The sequence below is a fragment of the Vibrio sp. Hal054 genome (assembly GCF_037162405.1).
Classification (GTDB): Bacteria; Pseudomonadota; Gammaproteobacteria; order Enterobacterales; family Vibrionaceae; genus Vibrio; species Vibrio diazotrophicus.
In genome coordinates this window covers 3,086,916-3,103,086 of record NZ_JARLUT010000001.1, presented here as the reverse complement: position 1 = coordinate 3,103,086, position 16,171 = coordinate 3,086,916, and the positions used below count along the sequence as shown (strand labels likewise).

13 protein-coding genes and 4 pseudogenes are annotated in these 16,171 nt (G+C 42.2%); 9 read left to right on the top strand and 8 right to left on the bottom strand.

What is annotated here, in order from left to right:
* Window positions 1-237 precede the first annotated feature (237 nt).
* The 6 genes and pseudogenes from P4S58_RS14500 (at window position 238) to mutM (ending at window position 4,645) form a co-directional block, all read left to right on the top strand.
* Window positions 238-1,917 (top strand): methyl-accepting chemotaxis protein, encoded by a 1,680-nt coding sequence (locus tag P4S58_RS14500; RefSeq protein WP_337164384.1) that lies wholly within the window; start codon window positions 238-240, stop codon window positions 1,915-1,917.
* Window positions 1,918-2,032: 115 nt separating this feature from the next.
* Window positions 2,033-2,263 (top strand): annotated as a pseudogene (locus P4S58_RS14495) (JAB domain-containing protein); the annotation flags it as partial.
* 448 nt (window positions 2,264-2,711) lie between these two features.
* Window positions 2,712-2,948, top strand: coding sequence for a 50S ribosomal protein L28 (rpmB, locus tag P4S58_RS14490; RefSeq protein WP_021704597.1), 237 nt, complete (start codon window positions 2,712-2,714; stop codon window positions 2,946-2,948).
* A 13-nt stretch (window positions 2,949-2,961) separates the two neighbouring features.
* Window positions 2,962-3,129, top strand: a complete 168-nt coding sequence (gene rpmG / locus P4S58_RS14485; protein ID WP_002535344.1) for a 50S ribosomal protein L33 — start codon at window positions 2,962-2,964, stop codon at window positions 3,127-3,129.
* A 198-nt stretch (window positions 3,130-3,327) separates the two neighbouring features.
* Window positions 3,328-3,810, top strand: a complete 483-nt coding sequence (locus tag P4S58_RS14480) for a hypothetical protein (RefSeq protein WP_337164379.1) — start codon at window positions 3,328-3,330, stop codon at window positions 3,808-3,810.
* Between the two features lie 25 nt (window positions 3,811-3,835).
* Window positions 3,836-4,645 (top strand): bifunctional DNA-formamidopyrimidine glycosylase/DNA-(apurinic or apyrimidinic site) lyase, encoded by an 810-nt coding sequence (mutM, locus tag P4S58_RS14475; RefSeq protein WP_337164377.1) that lies wholly within the window; start codon window positions 3,836-3,838, stop codon window positions 4,643-4,645.
* Between the two features lie 99 nt (window positions 4,646-4,744).
* On the opposite strand, the pseudogene P4S58_RS14470 reads toward mutM, so the two are convergent.
* Window positions 4,745-4,975 (bottom strand): annotated as a pseudogene (locus tag P4S58_RS14470) (transposase); the annotation flags it as partial.
* Between the two features lie 353 nt (window positions 4,976-5,328).
* On the opposite strand from P4S58_RS14470, the pseudogene P4S58_RS14465 reads away from it, so the two are divergent.
* A pseudogene (locus tag P4S58_RS14465) lies at window positions 5,329-5,505 on the top strand (transposase domain-containing protein); the annotation flags it as partial.
* Window positions 5,506-5,679: 174 nt separating this feature from the next.
* On the opposite strand, the gene P4S58_RS14460 reads toward P4S58_RS14465, so the two are convergent.
* Window positions 5,680-6,282 (bottom strand): hypothetical protein, encoded by a 603-nt coding sequence (locus tag P4S58_RS14460; RefSeq protein WP_042488119.1) that lies wholly within the window; start codon window positions 6,280-6,282, stop codon window positions 5,680-5,682.
* 677 nt (window positions 6,283-6,959) lie between these two features.
* Window positions 6,960-7,379 (bottom strand): IS200/IS605 family transposase, encoded by a 420-nt coding sequence (tnpA, locus tag P4S58_RS14455; RefSeq protein ID WP_337164375.1) that lies wholly within the window; start codon window positions 7,377-7,379, stop codon window positions 6,960-6,962.
* On the opposite strand from tnpA, the gene P4S58_RS14450 reads away from it, so the two are divergent.
* Window positions 7,327-8,337, top strand: coding sequence for an RNA-guided endonuclease TnpB family protein (locus tag P4S58_RS14450; protein ID WP_337164373.1), 1,011 nt, complete (start codon window positions 7,327-7,329; stop codon window positions 8,335-8,337). The genes tnpA and P4S58_RS14450 overlap by 53 nt on opposite strands.
* Window positions 8,338-8,401: 64 nt before the next feature.
* Here the strand turns inward: P4S58_RS14450 and P4S58_RS14445 are convergent, their stop codons facing one another.
* The 4 genes from P4S58_RS14445 to P4S58_RS14430 form a co-directional block, all read right to left on the bottom strand.
* On the bottom strand, window positions 8,402-8,866 hold the full coding sequence (locus tag P4S58_RS14445; RefSeq protein WP_337164372.1) for a hypothetical protein: 465 nt from the start codon (window positions 8,864-8,866) through the stop codon (window positions 8,402-8,404).
* Window positions 8,838-9,677: a hypothetical protein gene (locus P4S58_RS14440; protein ID WP_337164371.1), complete on the bottom strand. Its 840-nt coding sequence runs from the start codon at window positions 9,675-9,677 to the stop codon at window positions 8,838-8,840. The genes P4S58_RS14445 and P4S58_RS14440 overlap by 29 nt, the downstream gene beginning before the upstream one ends.
* Complete coding sequence (locus P4S58_RS14435) at window positions 9,674-12,376, bottom strand: site-specific integrase (RefSeq protein ID WP_337164369.1); 2,703 nt, start codon at window positions 12,374-12,376, stop codon at window positions 9,674-9,676. The genes P4S58_RS14440 and P4S58_RS14435 overlap by 4 nt, the downstream gene beginning before the upstream one ends.
* Before the next feature lie 88 nt (window positions 12,377-12,464).
* Complete coding sequence (locus P4S58_RS14430) at window positions 12,465-14,012, bottom strand: hypothetical protein (protein ID WP_337164368.1); 1,548 nt, start codon at window positions 14,010-14,012, stop codon at window positions 12,465-12,467.
* Window positions 14,013-15,194: 1,182 nt separating this feature from the next.
* Between P4S58_RS14430 and P4S58_RS23710 the strand changes: the two are divergent.
* Window positions 15,195-15,452: pseudogene (locus P4S58_RS23710) on the top strand (IS200/IS605 family transposase); the annotation flags it as partial.
* 171 nt (window positions 15,453-15,623) lie between these two features.
* Here the strand turns inward: P4S58_RS23710 and coaD are convergent.
* Entirely contained in the window at window positions 15,624-16,118 is a 495-nt protein-coding gene (gene coaD / locus P4S58_RS14420; RefSeq protein ID WP_112404893.1) for a pantetheine-phosphate adenylyltransferase, read from the bottom strand.
* Window positions 16,119-16,171: the final 53 nt, after the last annotated feature.

The window sequence follows — 16,171 nt, the reverse complement described above, 5'->3', positions numbered from 1 at the left end:
AGTATTTCTTTAAGCTCGCGCAAACGACCTATGAAGCCTCGCCCGATCAGGGTGGGGGAGATTCACCACAACTCCCAGAATATGTATGAGCTGTGTCAACTTAACAATCCACACAGGCGGAATATATGAGATTTTGCTTACACATCGGCGGGATTTTCTTTAAGAAAAGGCTCCTCCTGAAGATAATGTTTTATGTATCAATAAAACCAATATAAAAAATTAGACGCTGGAGCACTTATGTTTCGTTCGATGAGAAGTCGTACCAAGTTGTTATTGCTAACTGTTGTTCCGTTAGTTTTGATAACCAGTATTAGCTCTATGGTGTATTACTGGATAGGGATGAACAGTTTGCAACAAGAGCTGACTCAATATCGTGAGCAGTTAGTTAACAACCGTAAGCAAGAGTTAAAAGCCTACCTGATGATGGGAGTGACGGCGGTTAAGTCTCTTTACGAAGAAGACAGCAGCGCTGAAAATAAAGCGTTGGCAAAGGAAATCTTAAAATCGATGCGCTTTGAAAGTGATGGTTACTTTTTTGCGTACGATTCAAAAGGTGTGAATACCCTTCACGCAATGAACGCATCACTGGAAGGTAAAAACCTTTACGGATTAAAGGATAAGAATGGCGTCCCTGTTATTGCTGGTTTAATTGATGCGGCTAAAACGGGTGATGGGTTCTTATACTTCTCTTGGCAAAAACCTTCTATTAAGGCCCAAGCACCAAAGTTAGGTTATGCAGAATATTTACCTAAGTGGGACTGGGTGTTAGGTACAGGTATTTACATCGATGATATCGATACTCAGCTTGCCGAATATCAAACACAGCGCTTGGCTGTTTTGCATGGCCAAACCTATTCAGCTGTGGGTTTATCTTTTCTAGGTTTGTTAATTACAAGCTTGATTGTGAGTTTGCTTGTGGCTCGTGGTGTAGCACCGTTGCAGCATATTGTCGGCTCTCTAAAAGATGTGGCTGCGGGTGGCGGTGATTTAACGGCTCGTTTGAAAGTGGAAAGTCACGACGAAGTGGGTGAAGTAGCGAAAGCATTCAATGATTTCATGGACAAGCTTCATCCGATGATCGCCGATATTCGAGGTTCTGCCGACGACGTAAGCAGTGCAGCTATGGAACTGGATAAGCAAACTTCTCAATCCAGTCAGCAGATGAACGAGCACTGTTTAGAAACCGATAAAGTAGTCACAGCGGTGACTGAGATGAGTGCGACCTCTCGCGAGGTGGCGAACAACACCAACGCAACGGCACAAGCTATTGAATCTGCTAATCAACAAATTATCGAAGCTCAGAGAGAAGTGAATCTGGCTATTGAAGGCATTGGCGCTCTGGTCAATGAAGTTGATCTGACTTCTGATGCTATCCAAGAGCTAAGCCAACAAACCAGCAAGATTACTCAAGTTCTTAAAGTGATTGGTGATATCGCTGATCAAACTAACCTGTTAGCGCTAAATGCTGCAATCGAAGCGGCGCGAGCGGGTGAACAAGGGCGTGGTTTTGCGGTGGTTGCTGATGAAGTACGTTCTCTGGCGAGCAGAACACAAAACAGTACAAAAGAGATTGGCGACATGATTGAAGCGTTACATCAAGGTGTTAACAAAGCGGTCACGAGTATGAATGTCAGCCAAGAACGTGGAGAGAAGACGGCGTTAGAGTCAGTTCAGATTAAAGAAACGCTCTCTGGTATTTCTAATGCGGTTTCAGTGATTCAAGATATGAGTACCCAAACGGCTTCTGCCGCTGAGCAGCAAAGCGCAGTAGCTGAAGAGATTAACCAGAATCTTGTGACCATTCAGCACATTGTGAATGATCTGAGTGAAAATCTGAAATACTCGGAATCGATCAGCCATCGCTTAACGCAGTCTGGAGACAAAGTAGGAAGCTTGGTTGGACACTTTAAGGTTTAACCAACACTCCCGCTTCAAGCAATATTGAACTCTGTCTAAAAATCCCCTAAGCCAGTTGCGGTTTTGGGGATTATTTCGTTTCTGTATGCCAAATATCCCCCAACGACTTGGTGTTGCTGCCAGTGTCTACCCAAGAGAAGTGGTAAAACGCGCGCTTCACCACAATGCTGCGGCGCTCATATTGGCGCATAATCATCCTTCAGGTATGGCTGAGCCCAGTCAATCAGACAGAAGGATCACCAGTCGTATCTCAGACGCTTTAGCTCTAGTGGATATTCGAGTCTTGGATCACTTTGTTGTTGGGGACGGAGAAATCGTTTCTTTTGCTGAGCGAGGGTGGATGTAAACATTGATCGCTTCATTCTCACTTTTTATGAGCAAACCCAAGCAGCAAATTAGAACAACACCTTGCCTAGTTTTGTATTTTCTAAGGAAAGAACGCGTCTAAAATGCAATGTTTAAACCTATCATTATGTTAAAAAACAACGCTTAAAAGAGATTTGTTGATGATTTCGCCTGAATGCGTAAAAAATGCTTAGCTTTCTGTCGTTTTCTGGTATGATTCGCACACATTTTTTGACACTAATTCAGCTCGCCAGAGAAAAAAGATCAGCGAATCCTGCAAAAAGGATCTGTTCGGGTCTTGAGCAATGGGTATCAAGTTAGTATAATGCGCGACCTTTGATAGCCTTGCGTGGATTTTCCATAGCGGTTTTTACCTCAGTTCTTTTGAACATTAAGGGGTTCAGCCAGCAAGGTTGATATCGAGCTGAAACGATTTGGAGAAGACATTCATGTCCCGAGTATGCCAAGTAACTGGTAAGCGTCCAGTAACGGGTAACAACCGTTCACACGCACGAAATGCTACTAAGCGTCGTTTTCTGCCGAACCTACAAACTCATCGTTTCTGGGTAGAGAGCGAAAAACGTTTTGTTAAACTACGTCTAACTGCTAAAGGCATGCGTATTATCGACAAGAAAGGCATCGATGCTGTTCTTGCTGACATCCGTGCACGTGGCGAAAACGTTTAAGAGGAATTAAGCAATGGCTAAAGGCATTCGTGAGAAAATTCGTCTAGTATCATCTGCTGGTACTGGTCACTTCTACACTACTGACAAAAACAAGCGTAACATGCCAGGCAAATTCGAGATCAAAAAGTTTGATCCAGTAGTTCGCCAACACGTTATGTACAAAGAAGCGAAAATTAAGTAATTGATTGCTCTCTTTAAGTAGTAAGAAAACCCAGCCTATACGGTTGGGTTTTTTCTTTTCTACGCTATATCTTTTTCTGCAAGCTTCCGCTTGAAAGGTTCACTGTTCTGACACTCCTCTCTAGGATCTGTATTTTCTTCCTGTTAATCTACATCCACGCTTTTACTAAGGATCTCCTCATTTATTAAGGATAGCTTCATGCGTGTTGCTCCTAGTCGCCGTCGTCGGTGGAACAATATTCTCATTCTAGCTGTGGTGTTATTTATCGGGGTTCTAAATCTTCCCGCCGTGATAAAAACCTACTTTATGGAACCGCCCGCGCCAGCTTACTCTACGTTGCTCAATGCAGATTGGCAGCTACAAGCGATACATTTTCCCCAGCTATCTTTAGAAAAGAACCAAGGACGCTGGAGAGCGACGCCACCAAGCAGTATTGCACCTGAAATATTGGTAGAACGTTGGAAAGATTTGGTTGGTACTGAAGTTGATGATGAAACGTATCAGTCGTTTCTGCCTATTCTGCGTAATCCACAAACGGTAGAGGTGTGGTACAGCGATCGCGAAGAACCACAAAGGATCACTTTTTATCAGACACCGCGTTTTTGGCTGTTCAAAAACTGGCAAGATAAGTGGATAGCTATTTCGGTTGAACAAGGCTACTTGTTGCCTGAGAACGAATAATCAGAAGAATGAGACAGGAAGTGTTATGCCAGAACTCCCAGAAGTAGAAGTCAGTCGTATGGGAATTTCGCCTCATCTTGTGGGGCAGAAAGTGCGGTCATTAGTCTTTCGTACACCGAAATTACGTTGGGATATTCCCGTTGAACTGAAACAGATGGAAGGGCAGGTCATCCGTTCCATTTCCAGACGAGCGAAGTATTTGTTGATTGAAACCGATATCGGTACGGCAATCGTGCATCTTGGGATGTCGGGGTCATTACGGGTGTTGGATGGGTTTATTACCGCAGGTAAGCACGATCATGTTGATCTCACTTTGAGCAATGGCAAAGTATTACGCTATAACGACCCTCGACGATTTGGCGCGTGGTTGTGGTGCCCAATTGGAGAATCACACGCTGTGCTTGGTAATATTGGTCCAGAGCCACTGACGGATGAGTTTGATGCGCCATACATGGCTGGAAAGGCAAAGAACAAGCGTGTTGCGGTGAAGCAGTTCATCATGGACAACAAAGTTGTAGTGGGTGTAGGGAACATCTATGCCAGTGAATCGCTTTTTAGTTCTCGAATTCATCCACAACGCTCAGCTTGCTCTTTATCTTTGGACGAGTGGAAAACGCTGGTGGCAGAAATCAAAGCGGTGCTTACCGGTGCAATAGCTCAAGGCGGTACAACGCTTAAAGATTTTGCTCAGGCAGATGGCAAACCGGGCTATTTTGCGCAAGAACTGCAAGTGTATGGAAAAGTAAAACAAGCATGCCCAAGTTGCGGTGAGTCGATCATCGATCTAAAAATCGGGCAGAGAAATACTTTTTTCTGCCCTGAGTGCCAGCGTTAAATTTTTCGCTGTATGTAGGTTGTTACCACTATACTCAGTTAGAAATTTCGCCGTAAACCCTCGCAGGATGAGGGCGGAGATATAAGAGGCGATAGCGTCTTAATCTGGAGTCGATTGACTCTTTACATAGGTTTTTAATGTTCCAATTGTCGCACCGCCAGCAGTGCAAGCAAAGTATGAGCGAGACCATAGAACGGAGCTTTTGCTCTGTCTCGTAAGGTGTGTCTTTTGTCGTCGCGACATGTGAGATGAAACAGCTTTCAAGTTGTTAACCATTACGCTGATTGGAAGTTTTTTTTTGGGGGGGGGGGTATATGAGAGCAATCTTATTGGCAGAAATTTTAGGAATTCGAGAAGGGGCAATTACGGTAAAATCGATATTCAAACTCAGTAAAAGCCAATAAATATCATAACCAGTAGGCCCGGCTTCATAGCAGATTAGAAATGACGGGTATAGCTTCATAAGCTTCTTCATCAGCCTAATGACAGAATCTTTGGATGAGGATATGTTTCCCCAAAACCTTACCTATCCCTGTCGTTCAGGACTCGCTATTGCAACTGCAATTGTGTCTTTATGAGCATCAAGCCTTACATAAGTCGAGTAATTGTGAACATTTGCCATATCAGAGACCTCCAAAAACACACCATAGCTGAATGTTTAGTATATAAGGTCATACCCCATCTGGTTATTCTCGGCCAACCCTAATGGGGCGGAAGCGAGCGCGATGCTTTACAGTATCGTCGAGACAGCGAAAGCCAACGGCCTTATTCTTTACGACTACATGGTCAAGTGCATGAAAGAGCTAGCGAAAGCAGAGCCAGATATCGATGCGCTCCTACCTTGGAACTTCAAACATTAATAATATCGCTCAGTGGGATCATGGGGCGTGTACCTTTTATTTGAGTGATTTCTTACCCCTTACCAAGCAATGCTTCTTATTTGGTTAGTAGTTGATCGATTCTCCAATACACCAAGCAAGAGGATAGGCCGCCATTATGGTCGGGCAATATCCTACTTGCTTATTATAACAATGTTATTGGGGGTATTGCAGATAAATAAATTCAAAGCCCATAGTTGTAAATGGTGCAAAGTGAAGTTGTGTGCAAAGTATAACTTGACGCTTTTCCAAATTCACGATGGCTACTGACTGCTCGGCATAACCAATGATAGACTCTGGGAATGTGTGTTGAATTTCTATTGCAAGCCACAGTGCTTGAGTAAGTTGCAGATGACGATACCAGAGTTGATCTTGCTCAATCGGATAGGTTCGGCAGCAGCATGATGCCGAAGCAAGCCAAAACTTTATCAAAGATAGTTCAGGTAAAGCCTCGTGAGCTTGGAGATCAAATCGATAGCGTATTTCCGTGCTGAAACACGATTGAACGTGTTGTTGAAGTAATTCATAGATCTCTGGATTACGGCGGTGTGCTTGCCAACATTGTTGAGCATAAACCGATAAGCTATCTTGTAGCTGTGGTGAAGGATAGCCATCGAAGCTAGCTTCAGAACTCCACCAGAGATTGCGTACTTTTGCTGAGAGACCACCTAGTGACATCACGCTCAGTGTATTTGCACTCGCATTATCAAAATCCAGCATACGCTGAAGTGCGGATAATTGTTCATAGTAGTTACTCATCACAATCCTCCTTGTGCTATAAATGACTTAACATCACTTTGGTGGTCTAACCTCTGATCAGAGAAATGATTTAAGAAGATGTAGACAAGACCGGCAGCACTATTGAGTAGCAATTCTTTTAACAGCACTATTTTTTTACTAAATGGAAAGTGAGATCGAAATTGATAGGTTACTAATGTAGTATCAGCATTAATCTGATTAACGATAGTATTAGTGTGACTTAGGTTTTGGATGCTGTTCATCATCTTCGTATCCTCACAAAAATGATGATAATAGAACGAGATATGTACATTTAGACAAATATAAAAGCGAGCCATGCCATGGCCTCCATTGGTTGCAGAACTGTAAATAGATCTGTCCCTGACCGATGGAATTCGTTAGAATTTGTCTATCGGCTGGGCTGGGATTAAACGTTAGAGCAGCCGGTACGGGGTAGGAAGGGGGCAACCTTCCTACCCCAACTGCTTATCTGATTTTCCTAATAATATTTTTTCAAACACCACCGTTGAAAATCTCATCTACTACACTATATTGATCACTGTGTTTTTGTCCAGTATTTTGTTGTTTTTTTACTGGTGTCGCGTTCATCACGTGAAACATTGACAAGTTTTAGCCATTTCGCCGTAAACCCTCGCCCGATTAGGGCGGGGATATAAGGCGTAAGACGCGATAGCGTCTTAATCTGGGGTCGATTGACTTTCCACATAAGCTTTTAATGTTTCAATAGTCGCACCGGCAGCAGTGCAAGCAAAGTATGAACGAGACCATAGGGCGGAGCTTTTGCTCTGCCTTGTAAGGTGCGTGTTTTGTAGTCGTAGCATACGAGATGAAACTGCTTTTAAGTTGTTAACCATTACGCTGATTGAAAGTTTTGGAGGGTATGAGAGCAGTAAATGAACGTGATCCTGTTTACCATCCATTTCTATCAATTCGCATTCAAGTTTTACACACGTTGACTCAAAAGCTTCCCTTAACTGTTCGATCATAACTCCAGTAAACAACTTGCGTCTGTACTTCGTTGTAAATACCAGATGAGCAACCAATTTGCTCACACTGAATCCAAAAAAGGATATAAAACCACTGCTTGCCGTTGCCAAGAAATCCCGCAAATACCACTGGTTGAAGCAATATGATTCAATCGCCTTACAGCAATCGGTGATCAATCTTCACCAAGCCTTCGATAACTTCTTTAATCCGAAGTTGAAAGCCAAGTACCCACAATTCAAACGTAGACATGGCAAGCAGTCGAGCTATCACTGTGTGGGTGTAAAGGTACTTGATGGGGCAATTAAGCTTCCAAAAATGAAGCCTATAGAGGCGAATGTTCACCGTGAGATTGCAGGTGTGGTTAAAAGCATCACTGTAAGCCTGAGCAAGACAGGTAAGTTCTACGCATCAATCCTTGCGGATGATGGAGTGGAAGCATCAACACCACTCCACACAGTAAGAACAGTTACAGGTGTCGATCTGGGTTTGTCTCATTTTGTGATTGAGTCAAACGGCAGAAAGACAGCCAACCCAAGATTTGTAAAACGCGCTGAGAAGAATCTCAGACGTAAGCAGCGTCAGCTATCCAGAAAAGCCAAAGGCAGTGCTAATCGTGCAAAAGCTCGAATACTTGTTGCTAAATGCCATGAAAAGGTAGTGAATGCTCGCGCTGATTTTCAACACAAACTCTCTCGAACTCTCGTTGACGAAAACCAAGCGGTGATAGTTGAGAGATTGAAATCAGCAAATATGATGAAAAACCGCAAACTAGCAAAACACATAGCTGATGCCTCATGGCATAGCTTTGTTGCGAAACTAGAATACAAACTGAAAGAGCAAGGTAAGCACCTAGTAAAGCTCGACCAGTGGTACGCCAGCTCTAAAACATGCCATTGTTGCGGTCATAAAATGGAAGAAATGCCCTTATCGGTTCGCAAATGGGATTGCCCGTCTTGCGGTACAACGGATATTGATCGCGACTTAAATGCCGCCCTTAATATTCGTGATAAAGGCATTCTAGAATTAAAGGCGGCTGGACGGTCGTCTCTGCTTATGGAAGCTATGTAACTCTCGATACTATCGAGCAACGGCTAACGAAATAAGAAGCATCGCCTGATAAGGTGGTGAGAAGTCACTCATCGCTGAAGATAAAAAGGTCTTGTTGCTTTTCTTTAATAGTTGAATTGTTATCTGTTTGTTTTTCTTCTAAATCCTTAATCATTTTGAGTACGCTATCTAACTGTCGTTCGTCTCTTTCGATAGAGATGGTAGTGTACGGTAGGTTATCTTCAAGGGAGTAATATACTCCTAGTTTCAACTCGCCAAGAGCTGTTTCAAAAATATCCAACCTTGTTTTTGTTGCTTCCTGCAAATTTTTAACTCTAACTCCCTCCAGCTCTTTCGGAGAAAAACGGAACAAAGAACCGACATTAGTTTTACTTTCACCAACTTCAAATACATGAATGAGTTTAGTAAATGCGTATGGAGGAATTAGAACAGCAATCGCTGCTTTTTCGTCGCCTATATATAGAAGAAATTCATCAGCTTTTTTAATTTGGCTGTATTCCTTAACGCAATGATTTAGTTCTTTCTTCAATGTAAAAAGGTTGAGTGCAACGTATTTTAGCGCTTGAATGGGAACGGTTTTTTTGGTAAAATTCTTCAACACCCGCTAATGAGCACGTTAACGTACACTCTGGTGTTTTAAATGTTATCGTTTCACCTTGTTGTGCGATTTCGATTTCATTACCGGAGGTCATTTGGCAAAGTTTAGTCATTTGCATCGTTGTATCTGGTGTTAATACCATGGATACAGGCAATTTCATATCCAGAGGCAAAGCTTTGTCTTCAACTACGCCCTGACGCTGGATACGTACGTAATTTTCTTCCTTGTTTAGTTGAATATACTCAAATGGTAGGTTTTTATGGGCTTCATATACGATGCGTTCAATGGTAGCTTTTGAGGTTTTTGTTGTAGGGCATTTAGGTGTATTTGCCCAGTAAGTCAGATGTTCATCAGATGGGGCACTGCACTGACAACGACGTAAAGCAGTGCTTTGCAATTCGTCTTTGAGCCGTGTGCTTCTATCTAGCACCTCTAAGAACATTGTCCCTGATGGCTGAATCTCGAATTCGAGTTTTATGTCTTCTCCTTGTATAAAATAGTTAATGAGCTGTTTAGTAAAACTAGCATCGAGAGAAAAGTGCTTGTTTTTTAGTGAAATGGAACGCTCGTCTAGCATGAATGTATAGTGGTCACAAAGGGGGAGTTGCCCGTTAATGAAGGTAATCGTATTCTGTGTTTTATTAACCAGTACTGTTACGACACAGTTAGCGAAATGGGTATCAATACCTTGAGATAAGCTTTCAAGCAAAGAGCGTTTATTTGCAGGGATAATGATGTTCATTGAGTATCCTTATTGAATTGTAATGAATGTATGAATTGTTGAGTAAACATAAGTGTTTGGTTTGAAATAGAAAATTTGGGACGTAAAGTAATGGTAAGCATAGTCTTACCGATAGAACGATTTTTAACTGAAATTGCTTCTCCACCTTGTACAAAGTGCTCTTTGAGTAGCGTTATTTGACGTGCGCGATTAAGGTTTCTATGGGCGGTCAACTCAAACTGACACGAGAGCCACGCCCAGTCCTTGTGGCGGAAGAATGAGGTAAAGGCGCGAGCATTTTTTACGTTGCAGGCAAGCGTAATCTGAAGTGCTTGGCTGCCTTCTGAGAGTTCGACTTGAGGCAATTTGCTTAGTGCTGTTCGTTGTTTTTTGCCAACAGGAGTGATGTCGTGTTGACAACTTTGACTCCAGATTTTGCTTAACGTCGCAAGTTCGAGACAACCGTTGGACTGCATAGCCTTAAACAAAAAACCGATTAATGTATTGGTACTAAGATAGATAGTGTTTTGCCAGTTTCTGAAGTGGTCAAGTGACGATTGCTGTTCATTTTGTTGTTGTAACTGTCCGAAAATAGCGCTTCTTAATTGAGAATTGGTTAATTGAATTGGTTGAATTCTTTTATCTCCGAGCATTTTGTATGTAATGTTAGATCTCAAGGTTTTTAGCTTGCGTGCGAGATTATGCGATGTTGATGATAATCCCAAGAGATAGCGCAGTTCGCTGTGAGAGTAGGAGCGGAGCGTATATGGTCGATGTTCAGTACTTATGATAGGTAACAGCCAATCAATGTCGTGCAAATAAGACCATCTTGTTGTTGCGTAATTGGTATGACCAATTTGTTTGCAAACTTCGTCAAAGAAGATCCCATCGTTCGCCTCATCAGGACTTCGGCCTTCCAGCCAGTATTCGAAACGGATACAGATAGACTTTTGTGATAAGACCTCGCATTCTAAAGGTGTATTACCGCGCTCATTTTCAGGGGTTCGGCTGACGAAATGTAACATCTGAATCATGAAAACATGCACACCACTGTGGCGCAGATGGTGAAAGTGCATGTGTGTACCGAAGAGGATTTTTAGTGCTCTAGTGATGGGTAATAGGTAATAGAGTTGCCGAGAATGGTATTTTTCATCGTCAAAACCAATTAATGGACAGTCGGGAGAGGTTCCCTCTTTTATCGCTTTTATCACTTGAAAAAGCTTTCTATAGGGACTAGGTATGGTGGTATACACCGAGCGTGACAGCCCGCTCTTTGTGCGGCCTTCTTTTGTATTTGCAATGAATAGAGTAAGTAAACCTGTTTTAGGAACAAACTGAACGTCCTGACAGCGAAGACGCAGCACTTCGCCTCGACGGAGCATACCAAAGTAACCTAATAACGCTGCAATAACTGTGAATAAACTGCGAAGAGGATGGGTCGTATTTTGAGTGATGAGCGCTTGAATAAGGGTATCAAGTTCAATCAAGTCCAAACGGCCTGCACTGACTGACGGAGCAGTTGTGGGCATGGTAAAAAGTGTTAAATCAATGCTGTCTGTTTGCTCTTGATGGCTGAGAAAACGTAAGAAATAGAAAAAGGTCTGCCTTAGAGCATCGCCATTCAATGAGTCAAAGATATTTTTTGCCCACAAATTGACGGCAGCTTCGTCGATCGCCTGAGCATAAGTCAAAGGGTAGAGGTTAAGAATATGTTCAAGTTGGGTGTACTTAATAATAGAGCTAACTGCTAAGGTGGATTTCTTGACGCCACCATGGGTCAGCAACTGCTGAGTGTAGTCATACAGTAATCGTGGTAAAAGGTTATTTGCGTCCCACCTCGGTGGCAAAGGGGGCTTTTTCTGTGATGCATGTGATTTGAGTAGTAATTTATGGGGCCAAGCATGTTTATTTTTTGACTGAATTGCTCCCATAAACCAGTTGGCATCCCAATCAATGGTGTAAATTTCAGATAACTGGTGCCTAGATGATTGGATGTTCAAAGGTAAGCTCACGTGTCTCTCTGGGTTGGCAAGATCTTTGAGCAGGATTGGCGGCAAGTAGTGATGTAGATACCAAGTGATTTGGAATCTTTTTGACCACTCGGCGCGAGTAGCCTGAGAAAGGCCGTGATCAACAAGCCATTTCGATAATTGTTTAAAAAGCATAGATTCACTAATATGCTTAGATGGTTGGGCATAGTAGTCGCTAAGTAGCCGATAGCTCGTGAATGGTAAATGATAGTGAGTTACTCGAAGCTCATCTTTGCTGGTATTCTGATGAGTCAAGCGAAGTCGAGGTATTGGTCGCTCAGATGTAATAGAAGTGACATCATTTAAAATGCAACCAATGTGGCTTAAGGACAACGGAGCGATTTCAAAGCCTATCATTAATGCGATGAATGCTGGAGACAGCGTTCCTCGGTCTACAAAGTATTGTTTTTTTTGTTGCTGAAAACGTTCGAATATCTGATGAGCTTTTTGAGACTGCTTAGCGATAGATTCGAACCATCCATATTCCGTATCACGAATAGCTACCTGTTCTTGCTCTGGTAAACGCCAGTGACAAGCATCCTGCAGGTAAAACAAAATATCGTTCAGTGCTTGTTTATAGTGCCGCTGTTTTCCTGTAGGTACTGTTGCGATGATTTTTCTAGCACACCGAATGTCGGCCTGTATCAGTCTTCGCTCACAATGGTCAACAATATTCCAACGCTCTAGCAACCAAAGAAGATCTTCTAGGTGTGCGCAGTTTTTACCAAGTTGTTCGAAGTGGCGTTGGACTGCTCCAGCAAGTAGAAGATTGTCGCGCCTAGACATAGATGAACTCCTTCAGCGAGAGTCGAGTAGCATAATGGTTGAGGTAAGTTTTTATAGTGTTGACAGTGAATGGAAAAACTACATCTCTTCCCAGATGTTCTCCAATACTTTCATGACCCATTATTCGGTCAATGTCTTGATCAAATAACCTAGCAGAAGACAGATCATTGACTGCACTTTGGGCAAAAAAATGACGAAGTTGATAAGGAATGACACCTGGCCAAAGTTGGTTCATAAATTGACGGAGAGCACGGTTGGTCAAACGGAAAGTTCGTCCTGAGTCATCAATGCAATACCATAATTCTTCAAGATTGTTACTTATAGAAAACTTCGAAAGTACTTTAGCCTGTAGTTCTAGATAGTGTTGGATTTCGCGCTTTAGATAATCACAAACAATGAGTTGCCTAAGCCGACCTTTATCTTTAATGAACACAATGTTTCCCCCTGCATAATACTTTCCCAAAATGCTGATACCATGTGTTGGTCTCGCTCCGGTGAGTAAGATAAAAAGTAATGCCACTCGATAAGTAGCTGCTTGAAAATAGTTTATCCACAGATTTTTTTTTGCTGATTTTTTTGGGGCGAGTTTTTCAACATAGTTAAATAAGAGGTCGAAAAAATGCACGACTTCATTCTCGTCGAGGTAACGTTTACTGCCAATTTTGATAGCGGGGCTGCGAATAGTTTGCTTGACGTTATTTGACGTATCTAAAACATACTGAGCAATACGTCCTGATGAAGTGAGGTATCTGGCTAGTCTTGTGCGATCTGCAATAAGGTTAGTTGCGTGATTTTCGTGAAATACATCGAAGTGAGTGGATAAATTGGCACTTCTTGCGGCTTGTATTAGGCGGGTGATGTAGCGATGCTGTGCATCGAAGAGTTTGTATCGGACTCTGTCACTGTCAATTCGTTGATATCGTTCGGCGTGTTTGTGATGATTTCTATTGTTGGTTACTATCTGTGCTCTTGGGATGGCTGAAAGTGTATTGTCGACAAGAGCGCAATTGATCAAATACCGGTGAAATGAATCTTTGCGGACTCTTGGTAAGTGACTTAATGAGGGCGGGGTTTTCCAATTTTGATTCATCAACAGAAAAAGGCGAGTTTTTACCTTAGGGCGCAAGAATGGCGTTTCATAGCTTTGGCCACTGATAAATGGCTGAAAGAAAGCATTGAAATGAGGAGGTAGGGGGTGCCAAAGATAATGAGTCGACTCTCCGTCTTGATAGCCATGCGCATACTCGGTCCATGTATACGAACCATCATAATAAGTTCGAAAGGTATTTTTTCGGCAAATCGTAGAGCCTGATATCCGCTCAAAATCTGGTATATCTTCTGATGATCTAATATTTGGCCATTGCTGAGTCAGCCAAAGATGTAACGCCACAATGGTCATTGCCGGGCGGTCTTTCGAACTCTCCTTTGCCAATTTTCGTAGCATGATAGCCATTGTGGTAGCGTGCTTAAGTGCGTCAGGATAGCGTCCTCCAGAATTGTGTTGTCGATTTCTACGGGCAATGTGATTAATTGATACCATGCTGCATCCCTCTGAATTATCTAAAAGCGTAAGGTGAGTAATCTTCGTTAGTCGCCATTACCCGTTATGTTCGTGCAGTAATTTTGAGTGGTGAGGTAGGGCTAATACGCCGATGTCTGCTCGGCGTCTGATTCGAGAATACATTGATTAAACATGTGAGAGCTAAAAACAAGAAAGGGCTTAGGACTTCGTGAACATCATTGTCTTCACGCATAATCATGGGCATGAATAGCTTCTCGTATTCAGAATGATCGCTGAGTCTCTCTATATATTGAATAGGCATTAAACTATGCGGCTGCGTGCCAATCACAACAGGTAGTGAGTGTCGTTCTCGTGGTAGATGACTCTCTGTAGAATAAATCGAACTCTGCTGGTGAGCACCTATGAAAGCGAAAAGATAATTTTTTGTGAATGAGTGGAGTCTCCAATATATCTGGAGTCTTATAGTGTGAAAAATTATTCTATTTGTTTTTGAATTCATAATTGGCGCACTATTTTTTAATTAGAATTAAATCGCAATATATTGTGTATATCGTAGTAATTATTACGATATATTGTGTTTCCTGTTTTATTATCATAATCACAATTCATCAGACGTTAAAAACTTTCTATGAACGAGGATCATGTTTTTTTGAAAAATGGATAAGGGATCTCAAAAATGGTCCTTTGAGATTATAAGTTTGTCCTTTTTGGTGATGCTGGGGTTTGCAGCTTAAATTGATAAATTACGAACGGTGTTGGGGTAGCCCTTAATCACCAACGAGAATGGAAGCTTAGAACTTGCCTGTGTTACTCAAACTGACAATAATGCTTTTTACCATGCGATTTTTTGCATTCAGCTTTATATCAAGCAAATTATCAAATGCTTAGTGAAGATTGAGCACTTCTTGCTGTAATGCAATTAGTTGTACTATTTCAGCCTGTGGTATTTACGTGGCTTTTTTGTAACACCAAGCATTGGCTTGAAATCCTTTTGGGGATTTAGCGTGACACTGTGCTTGCGGTATTTATGAGACTTTAAATGTAGAGCTTTTTTGGTCATAAAACGTATAGGTTCACGCTGTTGCTATTAAAAATTCAGGTTGCCCTTACCTTCGATAAATGCATATTTTTATTGCTCTTAACATTTAAGTGCTCATTGGCATAAAGTCATTCTGCTATTTGTTTAAAGAGTTTTGTAAAGTGAGAGCGCACAGCAAAGAGTTACTTCAAGACCATCTCAGGAAAAGGCATAGTGTGACCAAGCTAGTTGCTCTGGAGTTCACGGCGAAGTATCGAGGAAAGATTTTTTGCTGGCGTAATTATTGATCAGATGAGAGGCGTTTGAACCTGCTTGTGCGAAGTTGGAGTGTGAGCATTATTGAATGCTGAGCTCATTCCCGCCCAAACTATCAAATCAGTGTAATGGTTAATAATTTGAAAGCTGTTCTATCTCGTATGTAGCGGTGACAAAACACACCATCAGGCAGAGCAAAGCTCTGCCTGATGGTGTGATGATACTTCTGGCGGTGCAAAAATTGAAACTTTAAAGGTTTATGTCAAAACTAGGTGCCCCAGAATACTCAGCTTTGCATCGAATACCTCATATCACAAGGGGTTTAGTAAAAATTGCTAAACTTTTTTCTTTGTATTCAGAGCACTTGCGACAACTTCCGGCACGAACTGGTCAACATTACCGCCATGGATTGCCACTTCGCGAACAATGGTCGAAGAGATGAACGCGTGCTCTTCGGCTGGAGTGAGAAACACACTCTCTAAGCCAGGCATCAAGCGTCGATACATATTGGTTAAACCAAACTCATACTCGAAATCGACCGTGGTGCGTAAGCCTCGAATCAGGACATTGGCTTGTTCTTGCTTAGCGAAATCGACTAATAGTCCCGAAAAACCTTTCGCGGTGACATTATCAAGATGTTTGGTTACTTCGCGGGCGAAGGCCACTCGTTCATCTAAAGTAAACATGGTTTGTTTACTAGGGCTAGCCGCTACCGCAATAATGACTTCATCAAACATGTTAGCCGCACGTTCAATTAAATCTAAATGACCGTTGGTAATCGGGTCGAAAGTGCCCGGATAAAGCACTCGAGAAATACGTTTTTGACTCACAATTTATTGCTCTTTAGTGAACGGAATGTCCGCCATACTAACAAAAAGGCTTT

Coding starts and splice junctions, on each gene's coding strand:
- mutM (WP_337164377.1), top strand. CDS start 3,836: ATGCCAGAACTCCCAGAAGTAGAAGTCAGTCGTATGGGAATTTCGCCT.
- rpmB (WP_021704597.1), top strand. CDS start 2,712: ATGTCCCGAGTATGCCAAGTAACTGGTAAGCGTCCAGTAACGGGTAAC.
- P4S58_RS14430 (WP_337164368.1), bottom strand. CDS start 14,012: ATGGTATCAATTAATCACATTGCCCGTAGAAATCGACAACACAATTCT.
- P4S58_RS14440 (WP_337164371.1), bottom strand. CDS start 9,677: ATGAACATCATTATCCCTGCAAATAAACGCTCTTTGCTTGAAAGCTTA.
- rpmG (WP_002535344.1), top strand. CDS start 2,962: ATGGCTAAAGGCATTCGTGAGAAAATTCGTCTAGTATCATCTGCTGGT.
- P4S58_RS14500 (WP_337164384.1), top strand. CDS start 238: ATGTTTCGTTCGATGAGAAGTCGTACCAAGTTGTTATTGCTAACTGTT.
- P4S58_RS14480 (WP_337164379.1), top strand. CDS start 3,328: ATGCGTGTTGCTCCTAGTCGCCGTCGTCGGTGGAACAATATTCTCATT.
- P4S58_RS14460 (WP_042488119.1), bottom strand. CDS start 6,282: ATGAGTAACTACTATGAACAATTATCCGCACTTCAGCGTATGCTGGAT.